Source organism: Halomonas maura, assembly GCF_030409305.1.
Classification (GTDB): Bacteria; Pseudomonadota; Gammaproteobacteria; order Pseudomonadales; family Halomonadaceae; genus Halomonas; species Halomonas maura.
This window is the reverse complement of the sequence record NZ_JAUFPQ010000012.1, coordinates 87,236-109,226: the sequence shown is the minus strand read 5'-3', so window position 1 is coordinate 109,226 and position 21,991 is coordinate 87,236. Positions and strand designations below refer to the sequence as shown.

At 67.8% G+C, this 21,991-nt stretch carries 16 protein-coding genes, 4 tRNA genes and 2 pseudogenes; 9 read left to right on the top strand and 13 right to left on the bottom strand.

The window, feature by feature from the left end; all coding sequences use genetic code 11:
* Positions 1-7: 7 nt before the first annotated feature.
* Positions 8-233: pseudogene (locus QWY76_RS05970) on the bottom strand (IS1380 family transposase); the annotation flags it as partial.
* A 218-nt stretch (positions 234-451) separates the two neighbouring features.
* Here QWY76_RS05970 and QWY76_RS05965 point away from each other — a divergent pair.
* Positions 452-1,372, top strand: a complete 921-nt coding sequence (locus QWY76_RS05965) for a GGDEF domain-containing protein (RefSeq protein WP_290310193.1) — start codon at positions 452-454, stop codon at positions 1,370-1,372.
* A gap of 109 nt (positions 1,373-1,481) precedes the next feature.
* Here QWY76_RS05965 and QWY76_RS05960 read toward each other — a convergent pair.
* The 6 genes and pseudogenes from QWY76_RS05960 to QWY76_RS05935 all read right to left on the bottom strand — a co-directional run.
* Positions 1,482-1,820 (bottom strand): annotated as a pseudogene (locus tag QWY76_RS05960) (transposase); the annotation flags it as partial.
* A 575-nt stretch (positions 1,821-2,395) separates the two neighbouring features.
* Positions 2,396-2,471 (bottom strand) — tRNA-Asn (locus QWY76_RS05955).
* A 46-nt stretch (positions 2,472-2,517) separates the two neighbouring features.
* Positions 2,518-2,593 (bottom strand) — tRNA-Asn (locus QWY76_RS05950).
* A 41-nt stretch (positions 2,594-2,634) separates the two neighbouring features.
* Positions 2,635-2,710: transfer RNA gene (locus QWY76_RS05945), tRNA-Asn, on the bottom strand.
* Between the two features lie 131 nt (positions 2,711-2,841).
* Positions 2,842-2,918, bottom strand: a tRNA-Met gene (locus QWY76_RS05940).
* Positions 2,919-3,039: 121 nt separating this feature from the next.
* The gene (locus tag QWY76_RS05935; protein WP_290310192.1) at positions 3,040-3,990 is read right to left on the bottom strand and encodes a choline ABC transporter substrate-binding protein; all 951 of its coding nucleotides are present in this window, start codon (positions 3,988-3,990) and stop codon (positions 3,040-3,042) included.
* A 170-nt stretch (positions 3,991-4,160) separates the two neighbouring features.
* On the opposite strand from QWY76_RS05935, the gene betI reads away from it, so the two are divergent.
* From betI to QWY76_RS05905, 6 genes are all read left to right on the top strand, one after another.
* Positions 4,161-4,796, top strand: a complete 636-nt coding sequence (betI, locus tag QWY76_RS05930; RefSeq protein ID WP_290310191.1) for a transcriptional regulator BetI — start codon at positions 4,161-4,163, stop codon at positions 4,794-4,796.
* Between the two features lie 11 nt (positions 4,797-4,807).
* Positions 4,808-6,292: a betaine-aldehyde dehydrogenase gene (betB, locus tag QWY76_RS05925; RefSeq protein ID WP_290310190.1), complete on the top strand. Its 1,485-nt coding sequence runs from the start codon at positions 4,808-4,810 to the stop codon at positions 6,290-6,292.
* A gap of 90 nt (positions 6,293-6,382) precedes the next feature.
* Positions 6,383-8,074, top strand: coding sequence for a choline dehydrogenase (gene betA, locus QWY76_RS05920; protein WP_290310189.1), 1,692 nt, complete (start codon positions 6,383-6,385; stop codon positions 8,072-8,074).
* 142 nt (positions 8,075-8,216) lie between these two features.
* Complete coding sequence (locus tag QWY76_RS05915) at positions 8,217-10,664, top strand: acyl-CoA dehydrogenase (RefSeq protein WP_290310188.1); 2,448 nt, start codon at positions 8,217-8,219, stop codon at positions 10,662-10,664.
* A 148-nt stretch (positions 10,665-10,812) separates the two neighbouring features.
* Positions 10,813-11,979 carry a Na/Pi symporter gene (locus QWY76_RS05910; protein ID WP_290310187.1) on the top strand — a complete coding sequence of 389 codons (1,167 nt, stop codon included), beginning with the start codon at positions 10,813-10,815 and terminating at the stop codon, positions 11,977-11,979.
* Between the two features lie 13 nt (positions 11,980-11,992).
* A complete protein-coding gene (locus QWY76_RS05905) occupies positions 11,993-12,220 on the top strand; it encodes a hypothetical protein (protein WP_290310186.1) in 228 nt (75 codons plus the stop codon).
* Between the two features lie 99 nt (positions 12,221-12,319).
* Here the strand turns inward: QWY76_RS05905 and QWY76_RS05900 are convergent, their stop codons facing one another.
* From QWY76_RS05900 to QWY76_RS05885, 4 genes are all read right to left on the bottom strand, one after another.
* On the bottom strand, positions 12,320-14,173 hold the full coding sequence (locus QWY76_RS05900; RefSeq protein WP_290310185.1) for an SLC13 family permease: 1,854 nt from the start codon (positions 14,171-14,173) through the stop codon (positions 12,320-12,322).
* Between the two features lie 137 nt (positions 14,174-14,310).
* Positions 14,311-15,117 (bottom strand): enoyl-CoA hydratase-related protein, encoded by an 807-nt coding sequence (locus QWY76_RS05895; protein ID WP_290310184.1) that lies wholly within the window; start codon positions 15,115-15,117, stop codon positions 14,311-14,313.
* Positions 15,114-17,306 carry an acetate--CoA ligase family protein gene (locus tag QWY76_RS05890; protein WP_290310183.1) on the bottom strand — a complete coding sequence of 731 codons (2,193 nt, stop codon included), beginning with the start codon at positions 17,304-17,306 and terminating at the stop codon, positions 15,114-15,116. Before QWY76_RS05890 ends, QWY76_RS05895 begins: the two co-directional genes overlap by 4 nt.
* A gap of 56 nt (positions 17,307-17,362) precedes the next feature.
* Complete coding sequence (locus QWY76_RS05885) at positions 17,363-18,169, bottom strand: enoyl-CoA hydratase/isomerase family protein (protein ID WP_290310182.1); 807 nt, start codon at positions 18,167-18,169, stop codon at positions 17,363-17,365.
* 232 nt (positions 18,170-18,401) lie between these two features.
* On the opposite strand from QWY76_RS05885, the gene QWY76_RS05880 reads away from it, so the two are divergent.
* The gene (locus QWY76_RS05880) at positions 18,402-19,319 is read left to right on the top strand and encodes a MurR/RpiR family transcriptional regulator (RefSeq protein ID WP_290310181.1); all 918 of its coding nucleotides are present in this window, start codon (positions 18,402-18,404) and stop codon (positions 19,317-19,319) included.
* Between the two features lie 165 nt (positions 19,320-19,484).
* On the opposite strand, the gene QWY76_RS05875 is transcribed toward QWY76_RS05880, so the two are convergent.
* Positions 19,485-20,462, bottom strand: a complete 978-nt coding sequence (locus QWY76_RS05875) for an NADPH:quinone reductase (RefSeq protein ID WP_290310180.1) — start codon at positions 20,460-20,462, stop codon at positions 19,485-19,487.
* Between the two features lie 180 nt (positions 20,463-20,642).
* Between QWY76_RS05875 and azu the strand changes: the two genes are divergently transcribed.
* On the top strand, positions 20,643-21,107 hold the full coding sequence (gene azu / locus QWY76_RS05870; RefSeq protein ID WP_290310179.1) for an azurin: 465 nt from the start codon (positions 20,643-20,645) through the stop codon (positions 21,105-21,107).
* A gap of 26 nt (positions 21,108-21,133) precedes the next feature.
* On the opposite strand, the gene QWY76_RS05865 is transcribed toward azu, so the two are convergent.
* Positions 21,134-21,706, bottom strand: a complete 573-nt coding sequence (locus QWY76_RS05865) for a hypothetical protein (RefSeq protein ID WP_290310178.1) — start codon at positions 21,704-21,706, stop codon at positions 21,134-21,136.
* Positions 21,707-21,991: the final 285 nt, after the last annotated feature.

Here is a 21,991-nt window from a genome sequence, read left to right as displayed (position 1 = left end):
CAGGCCCTGCCCGCTGCATCACCACGGTGCGGAGCTGACTGGCCAGCGAGTGGCGCACGCGAAGCGAATTGCGTGAATCGACCAGGTGTGCCTCGAGGGCGGGCATGACGCCGCTGTTGTCGAGGGCTTCACGCAGCAGCAGCACCGCTGTCATTGGAGCTGCGATGGCCGCTCAGCTCGACCCGGACAGATCCGTTGCAGGACGGAATCCAGGGAGATACGCTTTCATCCATGGCGGATGGTCCTCTGGAATCAGGTTCTTGGCGGGACTCACTGATTTCTCAAGAGAACATCATCCGCTATCTTCGTTTCAGACAGGCCTCATTAATGTGCAGGGTTTTCCAGTAATTGTCGTCAATGAGCTCGGCCGATATGTCGCATCGATCAACTTGAGAAACAGCTCTTCCGGCGATTAAAATTTTCTCGAAGGTGAGACACTCTACATTTAATCATGAACGACATCCACCATAGTCTGTTTCAGTTGTTCGAGTCTTCGCCCGTTCTTGTCGCGGCCTATGATGACTTTGACAGACTTCGATACGCCAATAAGGCGTTTCGATCAGCCTACTTCATCGAGCCGTGCGAGACACCTTTTTGGCCTGATCTGATGAGGCGAAACCACCACGCCAAACGAGGCACCGTCATTCGCGCTGCGGACTTCGAAGAGTGGCTGATCTCCACACAGTCGCGCAGAGGAAAGATCGGCTTCAAAGCCTTCGAAACCGATCTTTTCGACGGCCGATGGCTCTGGATGACAGAGACGGTTAGAGAAGACGGCTGGATGCTTTGCATTGCCACCGACGTTACGGACCTGAAGGCCAGTGCACGTGAGATTCGGCAGGACCGGGACCTGGCGATCAAGGCTTCATACACCGATGTACTGACCGGGGTTGCCAACCGCCGGTTTGTGACTGCCCGAATCGAGGACATGCTGCAGCGGCAAGTATCCGATGAATTGTCATCACTCGGGTGCCTGTGCGTACTCGATATCGACCATTTCAAGAGCATCAACGACCAGTTTGGCCATCACAACGGCGATCTCGTCCTGAAAGACTTGGCAAAGCGCATTCACCGGCTCGTGAGGCGCACCGACTGCTTTGGTCGCGTCGGGGGGGAGGAGTTCGTCCTGACTCTTCCAGCCACTTCCATTGAGCAGGCTAGGCGCATCGTCGAGAGAATGCTCGTCAGTGTGCGACAATCGCGACCTCTAAAGGATAGGCCTGACTTCAAATATACCTTCTCAGTGGGCGTTGCGGCTGCGAAGCCTGGAGACACTTCGATCAGCCTTTTCTCTCGCGCAGATCGAGCCCTTTACGTGGCCAAGCTTGCGGGTAGAGATCAGATACACATAGACGATTCCTCGTCCGATTGATCGGCTACCTGCTCCCCGTTCTGGAACTTGACGTTGCTGACGACCAGCTCCGACTTCTGGAAGTGCTTGATCCGCTCCAGCGTTTCTGGGCGGACTGGAGCAGTTTGAAGACCATCGCCAGAGTCGTGCGAGCCCGCTTCAGATAGGGCGGCAACAGGGGGCTGTTGAAGCAGGCCTTGCCGCCACTCCGATCCCGCACCTTGGGAACCTTGACGGTGACGTCACCGATGCCGGTCTGCACGGTGCGCTCCTGCAAATAGCCATTGCGCACCACCGACTGTCGACCGTCCGCCAGGGGCGTGCCGGCATACTGGGCCAGGAACCTTGCCAGCTCGGCCTCCACCGCCTCGGCGATCAGGTCTCGAGCCCCTTGGCGCAGCAACTCGTGCAACGGGTCGGTGACCCCGGGATCTGGCTGTGACAGGGTTCGGGGGGTAGAGTCGGTCATGGTGTATCCGCTCGTGTTGATTGAGATCTTGGTCGTGATCAATCAACAGGATACGCCACCCTTCCTACCTCCTCCCGTACACCAGAAATCACCATAGCTATTGGCCGAGACGGCGAGGTTCATGCTTCGTGGGTACGGAATGGCGAGGCGGCTGTCGCTGCCAGCGGCCGGCTTTTCCGGTATTAGTCGTCCCCTGCATCAGGCCAGGGGTAAGATGAATCCAGCGGCTTCACTAGCCAAGCGTGCTGGCGGTATGCCGCAGCCGGCCGTTTCCGGAAAATTGGCGCAAGGCGGATGCACGTGGTGGGGCTTGGCCGTTAGCAGGCTTGCGTCGCAGACAGCATCCGTCAGGCGATGGCCGCCAGACATCGTCTAACCCATTGCTCGGGGAACCATGCCCCACAGACCCAGTCGACAGACCAGTTCAGACGTCAAACTGTCTTGCCAACGCCCCCCTTGGTGGAGAGCACCGCTAGGAGACGCATGCCAGATCCCCGTTCCTGGTGGATGGAACAGGTGATGACTCATGGCACTATGCCATTGAAAGCGTTAGCAAAAAAGCCTAAGGTGCGGCTTGGCTCCCCGAGCAGGACTCGAACCTGCGACCCAGTGATTAACAGTCACTTGCTCTACCAACTGAGCTATCGGGGAATGGCGTGCTGGCCCGTAACAGGCGAGGAATATCCGGCAGGAAAGGTGGCTCCCCGAGCAGGACTCGAACCTGCGACCCAATGATTAACAGTCATTTGCTCTACCAACTGAGCTATCGGGGAATGACCTGATTACCTCTGTGCTCGACGCTCTGGGACGAAGCTGGCTCCCCGAGCAGGACTCGAACCTGCGACCCAATGATTAACAGTCATTTGCTCTACCAACTGAGCTATCGGGGAATGGCCTCGAGCACGGGGCGTAGTATACGGATCGGCTTGTAAACGTCAAGTGCCTCCGCCTTCCGCCTGGCCCGCGCCACAACGCAAGACGCCCGCTCGACCAGGGGCCAAGCGGGCGTCTCGTGGTGTCCTGGTGGCTACGCCCTGATTCGAACAGGGGACCCCATCATTATGAGTGATGTGCTCTAACCAGCTGAGCTACGTAGCCATTTTTGCCTCGCGGACCTTGGCCCGAGCGACGGGTGGGGATTATGCACGGCGGCCCGCCCCTTGGCAAGCCCGACATGGCCCCCACCCCGGGACGCGCAACGGCCTGTCGCCGGCAACCCTTATCCCTCGATGGACAGCGCCTCCTTGACCGCCGGCAGGCCCGGCTCGCCGTCGCGGGTGGTGACGCCCTCGAGCCAGCCCTCGAGCACCTGCGGATGGGCCTGGAGATACTCCCGGGCGGCATCGCGGGGATCGGCGCCCTGCTCCATGATCTCGCCCATCAGCTGGTTTTCCATTTCCAGGGTGAAGGAGAGGTTGCCCAGCAGCTCACCGACATTGGGACACTCCTCGGCGAAGCCGGCGCGGGTATTGGTGTAGACGGTGGCCCCGCCGAGGTCGGGGCCGAAGTAGTCGTCGGCGCCCTCGAGGTAGGCGATGTCGAAGTTGGTGTTCATGGGGTGCGGCTCCCAGCCGAGGAACACCATCCATGTCTCGTCCGGGGTGCGGGCACGCAGCTCGGCGAGCATGCCGGCCTCGCTGGAATCGACCAGCTGCCAGTCGCCCAGGCCGAAGGCGTCGTCGTCGATCATGTCCTCGATCAGCTGGTTGCCGTCGTTGCCGGCCTCGATGCCATGCAACGTGGCATCGAACTTCTCGGCATGCTCGTCGAGGTCGGCCACCGAGGTCACCCCGGCGTCATGCACGTACTGCGGCACCGCCAGGGTGTACTTGGCCCCCTCCAGGTTGGCCCCCAACCGATCCACCTGACCCTGCTCCACATAGGGATCGCTGATCGAGGCCATGGACGGCATCCAGTTGCCGAGGAAGACATCGAAGTCGCCGTTCTTCATGCCCGAGTAGGCGATCGGTACCGAGACGGTATCGATCCGGGTCTCGTAGCCCAGCGCCTCGAGCACCTCGGTGGTCAGGGCGGTGGTCGCGGTGATGTCCGTCCAGCCGACCTCGGCGAAGTGCACGCTCTGGCAGCTCGAGTCCTCGGCGGCCATCAGCAGTGGCGAAGCGGTCAGCGAAAGCGCGGCGGTGGCCAGGCCCATGGTCTTCTTGTTCATTGGCATGTCTCCCTTGGGTTGGACGTTGAGTATAGGCAGGGCTCGCCTCCCTGCCGGCTGCCGATTACTTTTATTGATTGAACGTTCAATAAAAAAATGGCAAGCTGTGGCCAGATAACCATGCCCCCGGGCATGGAAGCAAGACGCACGCCGAGAGAGGAGTCCGCGAGGTGCCCAAGGTCGGAATGGAACCCATCCGTCGCCAGCAGCTGATCAAGGCCACCATGGCGGCGATCGACGAGGTCGGCCTGGCCGATGCCACCGTGATGCGCATCGCCCGTCATGCCGGCGTCTCCGCCGGCATCATCAGCCACTACTTCGGCGGCAAGGACGGCCTGCTGGAGGCCACGATGCGCCAGATCCTCAGCGACCTGGGCGAGGCCGTCACCGCCCGACGCCGGGCCCTGGCGACGAACGCCCCCGAGGCGCACCTGGCGGCGATCATCGATGGCAACTTCGATCGCTCCCAGGTCACCGGCCCGGTGGCCAAGACCTGGCTGGCCTTCTGGGCCAGCAGCATGCACCAGCCGCAGCTGCAGCGCCTGCAGCAGGTCAACGACCGGCGCCTGTATGCCAATCTCTGCCACCAGCTGCGTCGCCTGCTGCCCCGCGAGGAGGCCCGCGATGCCGCCCGGGCGCTGGCCGCGATGATCGACGGCCTGTGGCTGCGCGGCGCCCTGACCCCCGAGGGGCTGGACACCGATCGTGCCCGGCGCCTGGCCCGGGAATACCTCGACCAGCTGCTCCACGCCCACGGCGTGGTCACGACACCGACCGCCCCCCACCCCGTTTCTACCGAGTCCTGACTGGAGGTCCCATGACCCACCACGCTATCGAAACCCTCTACATCGACGGCCGCCGGGTCGACGCCACCTCCGGCGAGAGCTTCCCGGTCGTCAATCCCTTCGACGGCAGCACCCTGGCCGAGGTCCAGCAGGCCAGCGAGGCGGACGTGGACGCCGCCGTCGCCGCGGCGCGCCGTGGCCAGCAGGCCTGGGCGGCCATGAGCGGCATGGAGCGCGGGCGCATCCTGCAGCGCGCCGTGGCGCTGCTCCGCGAGCGCAACGACGCCATCGCCGAACTCGAGAGCCGCAACACCGGCAAGCCGATCAGCGAGACCGCTGCAGTGGACATCGTCACCGGCGCCGACGTGCTGGAGTATTACGCCGGCCTGGCCGCGGCGATCGAGGGCAGCCAGATCCCGCTGCGCGAGTCCTCCTTCGTCTATACCCGTCGCGAGCCGCTGGGGGTGATCGGCGCCATCGGCGCCTGGAACTACCCGATCCAGATCGCCTGCTGGAAGTCGGCTCCGGCGCTGGCCGCCGGCAACGCCGTGGTCTTCAAGCCCAGCGAGGTCACCCCGCTGACCGTGATGGCGCTGGCCGAGATCTTCACCGAGGCCGGGCTGCCCGACGGCGTCTTCAACGTGGTGCATGGCGACGGCCGCGTCGGCCAGCTGATCACCGGCCACGCCGGCATCGACAAGGTGTCCTTCACCGGCGAGGTAGGCACCGGCAAGAAGGTGATGTCCGCCTCCGCGGCCTCCTCCCTCAAGGACGTGACCATGGAGCTCGGCGGCAAGTCGCCGCTGATCGTCTTCGACGACGCCGACCTGGACCGTGCCGCGGACGCCGCCATGATGGCCAACTTCTACTCCAGCGGGCAGATCTGCACCAACGGCACCCGCGTCTTCGTCGCTCGCGGCATCAAGGACGCCTTCGAGGGCAAGATCGCCGAGCGCGTGGCGCGCATCAAGGCCGGCGACCCGCTCGACCCGGCGGTCAACTTCGGCCCGCTGGTCAGCTTCGAGCACCAGGAGAAGGTGCTGTCCTACATCGCCGTGGGCAAGCAGGAAGGCGCCCGCGTGCTGGCCGGCGGCGAGGCCTGGGACCAGGGCGACGACTCCGGTATCGACTGGGCCGCCGGGGCCTGGGCCGCGCCCACGGTGTTCACCGACTGCCGCGACGAGATGCGTATCGTGCGCGAGGAGATCTTCGGCCCGGTGATGGCGATCCTCGCCTTCGACGACGAGGACGAGGTGATCCGCCGCGCCAACGACACCGTCTACGGCCTGGCCGCCGGCGTCTTCACCGAGGGCCTGAACCGCGCCCACCGGGTCATCCAGCGCCTGGAGGCCGGCATCTGCTGGATCAACACCTGGGGCGAGTCCCCGGCCGAGATGCCGGTGGGCGGCTACAAGCAGTCCGGGGTGGGCCGCGAGAACGGCGTCGAGACCCTCGCCCACTACACCCAGACCAAGTCGGTACAGGTCGAGATGGGGCCCTTCGAGTCGGTGTTCTAGGCCGACGCCCCGCCCACGGTCACGGGGGCTCCCCCGTGACCGGCCGTCTTCTGTCCCCGTTCCATCTTGCTGCTTGAGGAGGGCTTGTCGATGTCACAGGCTCGCGAGTTCGATTACATCATCATCGGCGCCGGTTCCGCCGGCAACGTCCTGGCCACCCGCCTCACCGAGGATCCGGATGTCAGCGTGCTGCTGCTCGAGGCCGGCGGCCCCGACCATCGCTTCGATTTCCGCACCCAGATGCCGGCGGCCCTGGCCTACCCGCTGCAGGGCAAGCGCTACAACTGGGCCTTCGAGACCGACCCGGAGCCGCACATGGACGGCCGGCGCATGGAGTGCGGCCGCGGCAAGGGCCTGGGCGGCTCCTCGCTGATCAACGGCATGTGCTACATCCGCGGCAATGCCCTGGACTACGACGGCTGGGCCAAGCGAGCCGGCCTCGAGGACTGGACCTACGCCGACTGCCTGCCCTACTTCCGCAAGGCCGAGACCCGCGACATCGGGCCCGATGACTACCACGGCGGTGACGGCCCGGTCAGCGTGACCACGCCGAAGGCGGGCAACAACCCGCTCTACCATGCCTTCATCGAGGCCGGACAGCAGGCCGGCTACCCGGCCACCGAGGACGTCAACGGCTACCAGCAGGAAGGCTTCGGCCCCATGGACCGCTTCGTCACCCCGAAAGGGCGGCGCGCCTCCACGGCCCGCGGCTACCTGGACCAGGCCAAGCCGCGCCCCAACCTGACCATCGAGACCCGCGCCACCACCGACGTCATCACCTTCGAGGGCAAGCGGGCCACCGGCGTGCGCTACGAGCGTGGCGGCCAGCGCCAGGAGGTCCACGCCCGTCGCGAGGTGCTGCTGTGCGCCGGCGCCATCGCCTCGCCGCAGATCCTGCAGCGCTCCGGCATCGGCCCCAGGGACGTGCTGCACGAGTTCGGCATCGCCCCGGTGCAGATCAACGAGAACGTCGGCCAACATCTCCAGGATCACCTGGAGATGTACATCCAGTACGAGTGCAAGCAGCCGATCTCGCTGTACCCGGCGCTGAAGTGGTACAACCAGCCGAAGATCGGCGCCGAATGGATGCTGTTCGGCACCGGCGTGGGCGCCAGCAACCAGTTCGAGGCGGCCGGCTTCATCCGCAGCCGCGACGAGGAGGAGTGGCCGAACCTGCAGTACCACTTCCTGCCCATCGCCATCAGCTACAACGGCAAGAGCGCGGTGCAGGCCCATGGCTTCCAGGCCCACGTCGGCTCGATGCGCTCCGAGAGCGAGGGCCGGGTGCGCCTGACCTCCCTCGACCCCAAGGCCGCGCCCTCGATCCTGTTCAACTACATGTCCACCGAGAAGGACTGGCAGGAATTCCGCGACGCCATCCGCCTGACCCGCGAGATCATCGCCCAGCCGGCCTTCGACGCCTACCGCGGCCGGGAGATCTCGCCGGGGCCGGACATCCAGACCGACGCCGAGCTCGACGCCTTCGTCCGCGAGCACGCCGAGACCGCCTATCACCCCTGCGGCAGCTGCCGCATGGGCGAGGGAGACGACGCCGTGGTCGACGGCGCCGGGCGGGTCCACGGCGTGGAGGCCCTGCGGGTGGTCGACGCCTCGCTGTTCCCGGTGATTCCCACCGGCAACCTCAACGCGCCGACCATCATGCTGGCCGAGAAGATGGCCGACAAGATCCGTGGCCGCGAGCCGCTGCCGAGAAGCGACGCCCCCTACTATGTGGCCGGCGACGTCCCCGCCCAGCGCGAGCCGATGCGCCGCCTGGGCTGACCCGCCCGGTCTTCTCCCTACGCCCCGCCTCGCGCGGGGCGTTTTCGTTGGTGGTCGCGCAGGATTCGATGGTGGTCAGGCGGCGTGTCTTGCGCTAGGCTGAAGGGATTCAAACAAGTGTTCGAATACCACGGAGCCCTCCATGCTGACCCTGATCCTGCTCGTGCTGGCCGTCACCGGCCTGCTCATCGTGATGCGCCGGGAGGCGGGCGCCCTGCCCGCGCTGGCCGTGACCGCGGGGCTCGGCCTCGTCGGCCTGGTCGCCGGCGCGGCGCTTTTCGGCACGCTGCTGCTGATCGCCGCGGCGGCCATCGCCGCCTGTGGCCTGCCCGCCCTGCGTCGACGCTGGCTGAGCCCCCGGCTGTTCGCGCTGTTCAAGCGCGTCGCGCCGAGGGTCTCGGACACCGAGCGCACCGCGCTGGAGGCCGGCAGCGTGGCCTGGGACCGCGAGCTGTTCAGCGGCCGGCCCGACTGGGATCGCCTGCTGGCGTTCGGCGACGACGGCCTCACCGACGAGGAGCGCGCCTTCGTCGACCACCAGTGCGGCGTGGCCGCCGGCATGTGCAACGCCTGGGACATCGCCCGGGAGCGCGCCGACCTGCCCCAGGAGCTGTGGGACTACCTCAAGCGGGAACGCTTCTTCGGCATGATCATCCCCAGGGAATACGGCGGCCTGGGCTTCTCGGCCAAGGCCCAGTCCACGGTGCTGCAGAAGCTGTCGATCAGCGAGATGCTGATGGTCACCGTGGGCGTGCCCAATTCCCTGGGACCGGGGGAGCTGCTGCTCAAGTACGGCACCCAGGCGCAGAAGGACCACTACCTGCCGCGCCTGGCCGATGGCCGCGAGATCCCCTGCTTCGGCCTGACCGGGCCCCGGGCGGGGTCAGACGCCACCGCCCTGCCGGACACCGGCGTGGTGTGCAAGCAGCTCATCGACGGCGAGGAGGTCCTCGGGCTCAGGCTGAACTTCGAGAAGCGCTGGATCACCCTGGCGCCCATCGCCACCGTGGTGGGCCTGGCCTTCCGGCTGTTCGACCCGGATCGGCTGCTCGGCGACGAGGCCGACCGCGGCATCACCCTGGCGCTGATCCCCCGGGACACCGCGGGCATGGAGATCGGCCGTCGTCACCATCCCATCGGCAGCCCCTTCCTCAATGGCCCGATCAAGGGTCGGGACGTCTTCGTGCCGCTGTCCACCATCATCGGCGGCGAGGAGATGATCGGCCAGGGCTGGCGGATGCTGGTGGAGTGCCTGTCCATCGGCCGCTGCATCACCCTGCCCTCCGGCGCCACCGGCACCGCCCGCTACGCCCTGGGCTGGACCGGCGGCTTCGCCCGGATCCGCCGCCAGTTCAACGTGCCGGTGGCCGAGATGGAGGGCGTCCAGGAACCGCTGGCCCGGATGACCGCGCTGACCTATATCGCCCAGGCCGCCGTCTACCAGACCGCCAACACCATCGACCATGGCGAAAAGCCGGCGGTGCCCTCGGCGATCCTCAAGAGCCAGCTCACCGAGTTCCAGCGGGTGATCCTGGCCGACGCCATGGACATCCACGGCGGCAAGGCGGTCACCCTGGGGCCGCGCAACTACCTCGGCATCGGCTACAGCGCCAACCCGGTGGCCATCACCGTCGAGGGCGCCAACATCATGACCCGCAACCTGATGATCTTCGGTCAGGGAGCCATCCGCTGCCATCCCTACGTGCTCGAGGAGCTGGCCGCCAAGGACGCCGATGACCCGGCGGCCTTCGACCGCGCCTTCTTCGCTCATGCCGGGCTGATCTTCGGCAATGCCGCCCGCGCCCTGACCCGTGGCCTGGGGCTCGGCCCGGCCGCGGTGCCCTTCGACTCGGTGGCCGCCCCCTATGCCCGCGAGATCGCCCGGCTTTCCGCCGGCTTCGGCCTCGCCGCCGACGCCGCCATGGCGAGCCTGGGCTCGCAGCTCAAGCTGCGCGAGATGCTCTCGGCGCGCCTCGGCGACGTGCTCTCCAACCTGTACCTGGCCAGCATGCTGCTCAAGCAGTGGCAGGAGGGCGACCAGGTGGAGGACGAGGACGCCGTGCTGGACTATGCCGCCCGCTTCCTGCTGCAGCGCACCGAGCAGGCCTTCGACGAGCTCTTCGACAACCTGCCGAACCGCGCCCTGGGCCGGGGACTGCGCCTGCTGGTGATGCCGCGGGGCCGCCGCTGGTCGCGCCCCCACGATGACCTGACCCGCCGCATCGCCCAGGCCATCTCCCGGGACACCGCCCTGCGCCACAAGCTGCTGGCCAACACCTGGGACGTCGACGACGGGCCCCAGGACAATCCGCTGGCCCGCTACAACGCCCTGCTGGCCACCCAGGAGCGCGCCGAGGCCCTCTACCGTCGCGTCGACAAGGCCTACGCCCAGGGCACGCTGCCGCCGCAGGCCCTGCATCCCGAGCAGCGCGTGGAGGCGGCGCTGGAGGCGGGCGTGATCGAGGCGGACGACGCCGCCTTCATGCGCCAGCGCGAGGCCGAGGTGCTGGACATGCTGACCGTGGACGACTTCGAGTACGACGCCTTCGTCACCGACAAGTCCAAGGTGCTGCGCCACCACCCCGCCTGACCCCGCCCTGGAGCCGCAGCGATCGCGACGATGCCCCGGCCACCCGCCGGGGCATCGTCGTTCCGGGACCGAAAGCGACACGGCAGCGCCACACAAGGTTCACATGGCCCCCCTATCCTGCGCGCACACTCCCCGCCAGGACATGCCCATGACACCCTCCGCTCCACCCTCCGCGTCCACCCCCGGTACGCGTCCCGACTGGCTCAAGTGGCTGGCGATCGCCGGCCTCGTCTACCTGCTGCTGGTGGCCGTGACCATGATCGGCTCGGGGTTCAAGGCCGCCGCCGGCGACCAGGCCAGGACCCTCTTCGACTTCGCCTCCAACCCCTTCGCCGGCCTGGTCATCGGCACCCTGGCCACCGCCCTGATCCAGTCGTCGAGCACCGTGACCTCGATCATCGTCGGCCTGGTCGCCGGCGGCATGCCGGTGGCGATCGCCGTGCCCATGGTGATGGGCGCCAACATCGGCACCAGCATCACCAACACCCTGGTCAGCCTCGGCCACGTCAAGGACAAGGAAGAATTCCGCCGCGCCTTCTCCGCCGCCACGGTGCATGACTTCTTCAACCTGCTCAGCGTGGTGATCTTCCTGCCGCTGGAGATCATGTTCGGCTTCCTCGAGAAGATCGGTGGCTGGATGGCCGGCCTGTTCGTCGACGCCGACTCGATGAGCATGGGCGGGCTCAACTTCGTCAAGCCGCTCACCAAGCCGGTCGCCAACGCCTTCGCCGATACCTTCGCGGCCATCCAGAGCGGGCTCGGCTTGCCCGAGTGGACATCCGGCGCCCTGCTGATCCTTGCCGGCATCGGCCTGATCTTCCTCGCCGTGACCTACATCGGCCGCCTGATGAAGACGCTGATGGTCGGCAAGGCCCGCGAGATCCTCCACGGCACCATCGGCCGCGGCCCGCTCAGCGGCATCTTCTCCGGCACCCTGATCACCGTGCTGGTGCAGTCCTCCTCCACCACCACCAGCCTGATGGTGCCGCTGGCCGGCTCCGGCGTGTTCCGGGTCAAGGACATCTACCCCTTCACCCTGGGTGCCAACATCGGCACCTGCATCACCGCCCTGCTGGCCGCCACCGCCGTCAGCGGTGAAGCCGGCTATGTCGCGTTGCAGATCGCCTTCGTGCACCTGGTCTACAACGTGCTCGGCGTGGTGCTGATCTATGGCGTGCCCTTCCTGCGGCGGATTCCGCTGGTGCTCTGCGAAGGACTGGCGACGTTGTCGGCGGAGCGCAAGGTCTACGGCCTGAGCTATATCCTCGCCGTGTTCTTCGTCGTCCCCGGCGGCCTGATCGTGTTCACTCACTGAAGGAATCGCTGACATGACGGATCAACAGAAACTCGAAGCGCTCGAACGCAGGATCGACGAGACCCGGACCCTGCTCGACGAGCTGCAGCAGACCGCGCGCCAGCTGCGTGAAAAGCAGCAGCACGAGGCCATCGACCAGCTCGAGGAACTCTTCCCGGACAGCGACCTGCTGGGCCCGATCAAGGAAGAGCTGGCCACCCAGTGTCGCGAGCTGATCACCCGACTCAAGCGGCTGATCTAGTCGCGTGGGTGGCCGATGCTGCCCCTTGCCCCGCCACGCGGCGGGGCAAGGGACGTCCGGGCGCCATTGGCCTGCACGCCTCCCTGGCGGGTCCGGCGCCTACAGCGGCCAGACGATCAGGATCAACGGGATCGCCACCGCCATCACCACCAGTGACAGCGGCAGCCCCAGCTTCCAGTAGTCGCCGAAGCGATAGCCCCCCGGCCCCATCACCAGGGTGTTGGACTGGTGACCGATGGGGGTGAGGAAGGCACAGGAGGCGCTGATCGCCACCACCATCAGGAAGGGATCCAGGGAGGCCTCGAAGCCCTGGGCGAGGCTCGCCGCGATGGGCGCCATCAGCAGCGCCGCCGCGGCGTTGTTGACCACGTTGGAGAGCAGCGTGCAGATCACGAACAGCCCCACCAGGGAGGCCACCATCGGCCACTCGCTGCCCAGCGCCAGCAGCGCCTCGGCGATCAGGGTGGCCCCGCCGCTGGTCTCCAGCGCCTGGCCCACCGGGATCATGGCCCCCAGCAGCACGATCACCGGGCCGTCGATGGCCTGGTAGGCCTCGCGCAGCGACAGCACGCCGACCATCATCGACACCAGGGCGGCGCCGGTGAGCGCCACCGCCGAGGGCAGCAGGTCCAGCACCATGGCGATGACCGCCACGGCGAAGATGGCCACCGAGACCACCAGCATGCGGGGCTGGCCCAGGGTCAGGTTGCGGCTGGCCAGCGGCAGGCAGCCCAGGGTGGTGAGGCTCTCGCCGATCTCGCCCTCGCCGCCCTGCAGCAGCAGCACATCGCCGGCCCGGAAACGGATATCGCGCAGGCGCTGGTTGAGTCGACCGCCGTCCCGGGCCACCGCCACCAGGTGCAGGCCGAACTGGTTGTGCAGGCGCAGCTGGGTGACGGTGCGATGGATCATCATGGAATCGGTGCGCACCACCGCCTCCACCAGCTGCAGGCCCTCGGTATCCACGGTGGCGGGGCGCTCCGCGCCCTCGCTGGCGCCCTGCCCCGCCTCGGCCTCGCCTGGCGAGGCCGTTTCCTCGCTCGGGTCCGCCTCGTCGTCCGACGGCGGCTCGGGACCGACCACCAGCCCCGCCTTGTCCTCGATCAGCTTCATCTCCTCGGGCCCGGCCTCCACCAGCAGGATATCGTCCTCGCGCAGCGTGCCGTGGAAGGCATGGCCGGCGTGGCGCTTGTCGCCGCGCACCACCGCCAGCACCGGGATGGTCTCCTCCAGGGCCTGGTGCAGGTCGCGCAGCGACCAGCCCACCGCCTTGCCGTCCTCGGGGACACGCAGCTCCACCAGGTAGTGAGCGGTGTCGAACATCGCATCCAGGGAGGCCTTGCCGGCCCGCTGGGGCACCAGGCGCCAGCCCACCAGCACGATGAACACCAGGCCGGCCAGGGCCACGCTGGCGCCGACGGGAAAGAAGGCGAACATGCCGAAGGGCTCGCCGCCGACGCTGCCGCGATAGCTGGAGATGATGATATTGGGCGGGGTGCCGATCAGCGTCGTCAGCCCGCCTAGCAACGACCCGAAGGCCAGCGGCATCAGCAGCAGCGACGGCGGGCTGTCGTGTTCCCGGGCCATGCGGATCGCCACCGGCAACATCAGCGCCAGGGCGCCGACGTTGTTCATCACCCCGGAGAGCACCAGCACGGTACCGGTGAGCACCAGCATCTGCAGGATCAGCCGGTCGCCGACCTTGAGGGCCTGCTCGGCGATCAGGTCGACGAGCCCCGAGCGCTCGAAGCCGCGGCTGAGCACCAGCACCGCGGCGACGGTGATCACGGCGGGATGGCCGAAGCCGTGGAAGGCCTCGCCGGTGGGCACCAGACCCAGCAGCACCGCCGCCAGCAGCGCGGCCAGCGCCACCAGGTCGTAGCGGAAGCGCCCCCAGACGAAGGCCGCGAGCGTCGCTGCGAGGAGCAGGAACACCTGGGTGCTGTCGGCCATGTGGCGTACTCCCTGTACCGGCACGAGGCCTCCAGCACACCAGCCGCCGGCCGGAAAATCCAGTCTTTTCCTGCCTGCCGCAACGGCGACACCCGGCGCCTGGCCGGGTGTCGCGGGATGTCCCTACCCGGTGGGGCTCACTTCCTGGCCATCGTCTCCAGCATGGCGTTGACGGCGTCCAGGTGCTCGGGCTCGCTGTGGCACATGCCCTGGAAGGTCGCACAGAGGTCGAGGAAGTCGGGCAGCGCCATGCGGCCGCCCATCTTCATCAGCCGCTTGGTCAGGCGGGTCGCCCTGGGCGGCTGGGCGGCGATCTGCCCGGCCAGCTCGCCGACCCGCGCCATCAGGGCCTCGGGCTCGGTCACCTCGAGCACGATGCCGTACTCGCGGGCCTGCTCGGCGTCGATCACCCGCCCGGAGAGCGTCAGCTCGAAGGCGCGCTGGTAGCCGATCAGGCGCTGCAGGAACCAGGCGCCGCCGTCCCCGGGGATGATCCCCAGATTGAGGAAGGTCTCGCCGAACTTGGCCTTGCGCGAGGCGATCCGCAGGTCCGCCATGTTGGCCAGGTCGAAGCCGGCGCCGATGGCCGGCCCGTTGACCGCGGCGATGATCGGCACCTCCACGCCCTGCAGGGCCAGCGGGATGCGCTGGATGCCACGGCGGTAGCGCTCGGCCACCTCGGCGACGTCGCCGGCGAAGTCACCGCCGCGCTGGGCCATGTCCTTGACGTTGCCGCCGGCGGAGAACGCCGATCCCGCGCCGGTGATCACCAGCACCGAGACCGCATCGCAGGCATTCACCCAGTCGGCCACGGCGACGATGTCGTCGACCAGGGCGGTCCCGGTCAGGGCGTTGCGGACGTCATGGCGGTCCAGGGTCAGGGTCGCCACCCGTCCGGCCAGGGTGAGACGGGCATCGGTGAGTTGCGGTTGGGTCAGGCTCATCGGTGGGCTTCCTTGTCGGAGGGATCGCTATCGCGGTCGACGATGACACGGGCATCGACCACCGCATAGCCGTCGGCATTGACGATCACCGGGTTGAGGTCGAGCTCCTTGAGGTCGGGATAGGCCGCGACGATGCGCGAGACCCGAAGCAGCAGGTCGACCAGCGCCTCCTTGTCGATGGCCGACTCGCCGCGCGCGCCCTCGAGGACCTTCCGGGCCTTGAGCTGGTCGACCATGCTGCGGGCGTCGTGGCGGGACAGCGGGATGGCGCGAAAGACCACGTCCTCGAGGATCTCGACGAAGACGCCGCCCAGGCCGAACATCAGTACCGGGCCGAAGATCGGGTCGCGGATCACGCCGATGATCACCTCCACCCCCTTCCCGGCCATGGGCGTGACCAGCACGCCCTCGATCTCGGCGGCGGGGTCGTAGGCCCGGCAGGCGGCCAGGATCGCCTCGCGGCCCCGGTGCAGCGCCGCTTCGCCCACCAGGTCGAGCCTGACGCCCCCGGCGTCGGACTTGTGCAGGATATCCCGGGAGACGACCTTCATGGCCAGCGGCGCGTCGCCGAAGTGTTCCGCCGCCGCGGCGAGCTCGGCCTCGCTGCGCACCACCAGTTCCGGGGGCACCGCCACCCCGTGGTCGCGCAACAGCCGCTTGGCCTCGTACTCGAACAGGTCGCGCCCCTCGGCCCTGGCCTGGCGGAACATGGCGTCGAGTGCCGGCAGGGGCTCGACCGCCGCCGCCCGGGCGTGGCTGTGGTACTGGGCAAGGTGCTGGCCGCGGTCGCCCAGCGCCGCGAGCACCCGCACCGAGTGCTCGATGGAGGCATAGACCGGCAGGCCCGCCTCGTGCAGCCGCCGCAGCGCCGGCGGCTTGATCGGCGTATAGAGGCTGTAGACCACCAGCGGTTTCTCGGTGGCGTTGGCCAGGTCCACCATCGCCTCGGCGCCGCGCATCTCGTCGCCCAGCAGCGATTCGGCGAAGCGGATGCTGTAGCCCCCGAACATCCCCACCAGGAAGACGCTGTCGACGTTGTCGTCGGCGGCGACGATCTCCATGCAGGTGGCGAGCAGCGAGGGGTGGGCATCGGTGGAGCCGGCGACGTCCACCGGGTTGACGGTGGAGGCCTGGGGAAAGAGCACCTCGCGCAGCCGCGCCCGGGTGGCCTCGGAGAGCTCGGCGAGTGCCAGGCCGGCCTCGGCCAGGCGGTCGGAGGCGATGGTCGCCTGGCCCCCCCCGTCGGAGATCACCGCCACCCGCTTGCCACGCGCCTTCTGCAGCAGGCCCAGGCCCTCGGCCACCGGCAGGATCTCGTCGGAGTACTGCACCACGCTGACGCCGGACTGGCGCAGCAGGTCGACGGTCATCGCATAGCTGCCGGCCAGGGCCCCGGTGTGGGAGCTGGCCGCCTTCTGGCCAAGCTCGGTGGAGCCGGACTTGTAGACCACCACCGGCTTCATGGCGGTGACCTCCCGGGCCACCTCGAGGAACTTGCGCCCGTCGCGGAAGCCTTCCACGTAGAGGGTGGCGACCCGGGTGTGCTCGTCCTCGCCCAGGTAGCGCAGGTAGTCGTTGAAGCCGATGTCGCTCTGGTTGCCGGGCCCGACATAGGTGGAGAAGCCCACGTGGCCGTTGTGCTGGGCCTCCAGGGCCAGGGAGAGCAGCATGTTGCCCGACTGGGAGATGATGCCGACGCCCCCGGGCCTGACGTCGTCCAGGGCCAGCAGGTTGAGCCGGTGGTGCAGGTTGAACACGCCCGAGGTATTGGGGCCGATGATCCGTACCCCGTGGGCCTCGGCCTTGGCCATCATCTCACGCTCGAGATCGGCCCCCTCGCCGCCGACCTCGGCGAAGCCGCTGGCCAGGATCACCGCGCCCCTGATCCCGCGACGGCCGCACTCGGCGACCAGCCCCGGCACCGTGGCCGCCGGCGTGCAGATCAGCGCCAGCTGCGGATTGCCGGGAATCGAGGTCACCGAGGGCCAGGCCTTGACCCCGAGGATCATGTCGGCCTTGGGATTCACGGGATAGATCTCGCCGCGGTAGCCGTCCTTGATCAGGCCCACCATCGCCTTGTAGCCGCGCTTGGTGGGCTCCGAGGAGGCGCCGATCACGGCGATGCCGGTGGGCGCCAGGATGTCATGCAGCGGGCTGCGGGTGGGAAGGTGTCCTTCGATGGGATTCATGGAGCGGACCTTGACCTCTGGGTGGTCGTTGACGGGGAGAACGCCCGGTACGGGGCTCAGTGGCCCTGGAACTGCGGTGCGCGCTTCTCGGCGAAGGCATCCACGCCCTCCTGCCAGTCGGCGGTGGTGGAGCAGGTGAAGACGGCATCGAGCTCCTGCTGCAACTGGCCCTCGAGGTCGGTGTTGGCCCCCTGGTTGACCAGCCGCTTGAGCATGGCCAGCGAGACCGGGGCCTGCCCGGCCAGGGTCGCGGCCAGGCGACGGGCCTCCCCGAGCAGCGCATCCTGGGTCCAGCTGGCGGTGGCCAGGCCGATGCGGGCGGCCTCCTCGCCGTCGATGCGCTGGCCGAGGTAGAGCAGCTGGCGGGCCATCCCGAGCCCCACCAGCTGGGGCAGGAGCTTGGAGACGCCACCGCCCACGCAGGTCCCGATGCTGGTCTCGGGGAAGCCGATCTGCGCCTCCTCGGCCATCAGCATGAAGTCGCAGGCCACCGCCATCTCGGCCCCCGCCCCCAGGGCATAGCCGTTCACCGCGGCGATCACCGGCCGCGGGTGACGCAGGATCGCCTCGCAGACGTCATTGCCCAGTTGCAGGTACTGGCGGCGCTGGTAGAGGGAGCGCTTGGCACCGCCATGCTCCTTCATGTCGGCCCCGACGCAGAAGGCCCGCCCCTCGCCGGTGAGAATGACGGCCCTGACGTCCTCGTCGGCCTCGGCCTCGGCCAGGGCCTGGAGCAGCTCGGTGTAGAGCGCCTCGACCACGGCATTGAGCCGGTGGGGACGGTTGAAGCGAATCTCCAACACCTGGCCGTGGCGTTCGGTGATCAGGGTCTCGAAGCGGGGGGGCTCGGCGGCATGGCTCATGGGGTCGAGGGTTCCTGGTGGAAGGGTGGACGACGCTTTAGCAACAAACGTGTCGAACAAGGAGATGCATGACACGTCTGTGTTATGGGCGCCATGCTAGGGGACGGCCGCACCGGCGGTCAACACGTTCGTGTCGCTTTTCTGAAAGCGGGACACATTCGTTTCACCCCCGACGGCCGAGGCTGGGGTACAATGCGCCCGTCGTTCGCGGGGAACCGATAAGGAGTACAGCGTGGTGGAGCAGGACACCCTGAACCCGGTGGGCGCACGGCCGGCGCCCGAGGGCCTGGATGCCGTGAACCAGCAACTGGCGGCGATCTATCCGGAGCTGAGCCCCCAGCTCAAGGTGGCCGCCGGCTATGTGCTGGAACACGCGGTGGAGATCGCCCTGCAGTCGATCCGCAAGACCGCCGCCGCCGCCGAGGTGACGCCCTCGACACTGATGCGGCTGGCCAAGCGCCTGGGCTTCGAGAGCTACGAGCAGTTCCGCGAGGTGTTCCAGGCCGCCGTCCAGGCCGGCCCGGTGGAACTCTCCGGACGGGCCAGCCAATTGCGCACCCTGGCCAGCCAGACCGACGACCAGGTGTTCCTGGATGTCGGCGATGCCGCCTTCGACAACATCGGCCGGTTGTTCACCGCCGACAACCAGGCTCGGGTGCGCGACGCGGCCCGGCGCATCCTGGCCGCCGAGAAGGTCGCGGTGGTGGGCTTTCGCGACACCTTCGCCTGCGCCTACCACTTCGCCTACGTGGGCCGCATCGCCATGCCCAATGTCCACCTGGTGCGCGGCCTGGAGGGCGGCCTGCTCACCGAGCTGGCGCCCTTCGGCGCGGGCGACGCGGTGGTGCTGTTCGGCTTCGAGCCCTACTGCGCCGAGACCATGCGGGCCCTCGAGATCACCCGGGCCGCCGGGGTCTCGCCCATCGTCATCACCGACACCATGCGCTCGCCCCTGGTGCCCGGCGCGGACATCACCTTCACCGTGGCCAACGCCACGCCGCACTTCTTCCCCTCGATCCTCTCGGCGATCACCCTGATCGAGGCCATCCTCGCGGAATGCGTGGCCTTCGGCCCGGACGACCTGGTCGACAACGTGGCCCGCTTCGAGTCGCGGATGCGCGATATGGGCGCCTATGTGGAGTACGACTAGCTGGAAGCTGGAAGCTGGAAGCTGGAAGCTGGAAGCTGGAAGCTGGAAGCTGGAAGCTGGAAGGCAGCCTGAATTCGCCACTCTGGGCTCAAGCGCTGTCTTCCAGCTTCACGCTTAGGTCCGCGAAGCGGACGATCTTCCAGCTCCCGACCCGGCGCAGCCGGGTCAGGGCAAGAGGATGGTCGACCCCGTGGTCCGGCGGCCCTGCAGGGCGTCCTGGGCCTCGCCGGCCTCGGCGAGCGAGTAGCGCTGGGCGATATCGATGGTGACCTGGCCGCTCTCGAGCATGTCGAAGAGTTCGCCGGCCATCCACTCCAGCTGCTCGCGGGTGTCGGCATAGCCGTTCAGACTCGGGCGGGTGACGTACAGCGAGCCCTTCTGGTTGAGGATGCCGATGTTGACTCCCTCCACCGGTCCCGAGGCATTGCCGAAACTGACCATCAGGCCGCGCTTCTTCAGGCAGTCCAGCGACAGCTCCCAGGTGTCCTTGCCCACCGAGTCGTAGACCACGTCACACATCTCGCCGCCGGTCAGCTCGCGGACCCGCTCGACCACGTCCTCCCGGGTGTAGTCGATGGTCGCCCAGGCGCCGTTCTTCTCGGCCAGGGCCGCCTTCTCTGGCGAGCTCACGGTCCCGATCAGCTTGACGCCCAGCGCCCTGGCCCACTGGCAGGCGATGGAGCCGACGCCCCCGGCGGCGGCGTGCCAGAGGATGGTCTCGCCGCCCTGCAGGGGATAGGTCTGGCGCAACAAATAGTGGACCGTCAGGCCCTTGAGCAAGCAGGCCGCGGCGGTCTCGCAGTCGATGGCGTCGGGCAGGGCCACCACCTTCTCCGCCGGCAGGGTGTGCCGCTCGGCGTAGGCCCCCAGGGGGCCCTGGGCGTAGGCGACGCGGTCGCCCACCGCCAGGTGCTCGACGCCCTCGCCCACGGCCTCGACGGTCCCCGCTCCCTCGGTACCGAGCCCGGAGGGCAGCTCGGGCGCCGGGTAGAGGCCGGTGCGGAAGTAGATGTCGATGAAGTTCAGGCCCACCGCCTGGTTCTTCACCGTCACCTCGCCGGGCCCGGGCTCGGCGGGCGCGACCTCGATGAGCTCGAGGACCTCGGGCCCGCCGGTACGGGCGAACTGGATACGCTTGGCCATGCTGGACGTCCTCATGCCGCTGGCGGAAGAGACGACCAGTCAAGCGCCCCGGCTCGCCGGGGTCAAGTGTCGGGCAGGGAGAGGCGCAAGGCGGTACCTTGACAGGGCCAGTTGTTTACCAAAGAATCGAAAAGTGTATACAGAAACACATTTAAAATGACGACAACTTGGAGAGTCCTCATGAAGATGCCCTGGATGCCGATCACCGCCGCCCTGGCCGCCACCCTCGCCACCACCCCGGCCATGGCCGAGGACGATGCCTGCCGGCTGACGATCGAGAGCAACGACCAGATGCAGTTCGACACCGACGCCCTCAGCGTCCCGGCCCGTTGCGGGGAGGTCACCCTGACCCTGGAGCACAGCGGCCGGATGGCGGCGGACGCGATGGGCCACAACTGGGTACTCGCGGCGACCGAGGACTACGAGGCCGTGGCCAAGGCCGGCATGAACGAGGGCCTGGAGAACGACTATCTGCCGGCGGACGACCCCCGCGTGCTGGCCGGCACGGAGGTGATCGGTGGCGGCGAGAGCACCAGCATCACCTTCTCCACCGAGGGGCTGGCCGGCCGCGAGCTGACCTTCTTCTGCTCCTTCCCCGGGCACTATGCCGCCATGAACGGCACCTTCAGCGTCCGCGAGGACTGACTGACGGCCCCCGCCCAGGTCCCGCCTCACAGGGAGGCGGGGAAGCGCTCCAGACCGCGCACGAAGCGCTGCTTGTAGTCGTCGAACTGGGCCCGGTCCCGCTTGAAGGACTGCACGATGGAGCCCTCGTCCACCGTCAGGGTTCGCGGCAGGTCGTCGAGCCCGCTGGCCGGGTGCTTGGCCGAGAGGCCGATGCGCACGCCCTGCTTGCCCTGCAGCCAGCGCGTGATGCCCGCCTGGCGGAAACGCGCCTCCTGGGTCTCGTTAAGCGCATCGACCCGCAGCGGGGCGCGCAGGGCGAGCTCGCCGACCAGGCGCTGGGCCGGGGCCTCCACGCTGTCGCTGGCAAGCTCCGCCAGTTGCATGACGGTCATGCCGACACCCGCCTCGTCCAGCACCAGCAGTGCCAGGGCCACCGGCCGGGACTGACCATCGACCAGCGCCACCACCCTGGCCGCCTCCTGCTTGACCAGTACCCCCAGCACCCCGGCGAAGGTCGCCAGCGGTGCGATGCCGGCCTGGTGCCCATAGACCTCGGCGCACAGCCGCGCCAGGCAGGCCTCGCGCTGTGCCTCGTTGTTGATATTCACGACTCGCATCGACGGCTCCTCTCTCGCGCCTGACTCCCGGCCGCGGCGCCGGGAACGAAATCGCGCAGCCTAGCACATCCGCTCGAAGGACTCCCGGGGCTGGCCAGTGTTCGACACGCCGCCAGGGCGCCAGCAGCCTGTCGGACCTGACACTGCTCTACTGCGGAACCCGGTCTTCGGCCAATTTCATTCGATCCGATTCGTTTAAATTGCGGGCTATTCGCCTCATCAGATCGATAAACTTGACTCGAGAACCGCATTTCTCGCGACGACCGGTCAAGCCCGACAGACTGC

Bases quoted from the DNA above. Each gene is read 5' to 3' on its own strand.
- QWY76_RS05910 (WP_290310187.1), top strand. From the start codon at position 10,813: ATGACACCCTCCGCTCCACCCTCCGCGTCCACCCCCGGTACGCGTCCC.
- QWY76_RS05895 (WP_290310184.1), bottom strand. From the start codon at position 15,117: ATGAGCCTGACCCAACCGCAACTCACCGATGCCCGTCTCACCCTGGCC.
- QWY76_RS05900 (WP_290310185.1), bottom strand. From the start codon at position 14,173: ATGGCCGACAGCACCCAGGTGTTCCTGCTCCTCGCAGCGACGCTCGCG.
- QWY76_RS05865 (WP_290310178.1), bottom strand. From the start codon at position 21,706: ATGCGAGTCGTGAATATCAACAACGAGGCACAGCGCGAGGCCTGCCTG.
- QWY76_RS05890 (WP_290310183.1), bottom strand. From the start codon at position 17,306: ATGAATCCCATCGAAGGACACCTTCCCACCCGCAGCCCGCTGCATGAC.
- QWY76_RS05875 (WP_290310180.1), bottom strand. From the start codon at position 20,462: ATGGCCAAGCGTATCCAGTTCGCCCGTACCGGCGGGCCCGAGGTCCTC.
- betB (WP_290310190.1), top strand. From the start codon at position 4,808: ATGACCCACCACGCTATCGAAACCCTCTACATCGACGGCCGCCGGGTC.
- QWY76_RS05935 (WP_290310192.1), bottom strand. From the start codon at position 3,990: ATGAACAAGAAGACCATGGGCCTGGCCACCGCCGCGCTTTCGCTGACC.
- azu (WP_290310179.1), top strand. From the start codon at position 20,643: ATGAAGATGCCCTGGATGCCGATCACCGCCGCCCTGGCCGCCACCCTC.
- QWY76_RS05965 (WP_290310193.1), top strand. From the start codon at position 452: ATGAACGACATCCACCATAGTCTGTTTCAGTTGTTCGAGTCTTCGCCC.
- QWY76_RS05915 (WP_290310188.1), top strand. From the start codon at position 8,217: ATGCTGACCCTGATCCTGCTCGTGCTGGCCGTCACCGGCCTGCTCATC.
- betA (WP_290310189.1), top strand. From the start codon at position 6,383: ATGTCACAGGCTCGCGAGTTCGATTACATCATCATCGGCGCCGGTTCC.
- QWY76_RS05905 (WP_290310186.1), top strand. From the start codon at position 11,993: ATGACGGATCAACAGAAACTCGAAGCGCTCGAACGCAGGATCGACGAG.
- QWY76_RS05885 (WP_290310182.1), bottom strand. From the start codon at position 18,169: ATGAGCCATGCCGCCGAGCCCCCCCGCTTCGAGACCCTGATCACCGAA.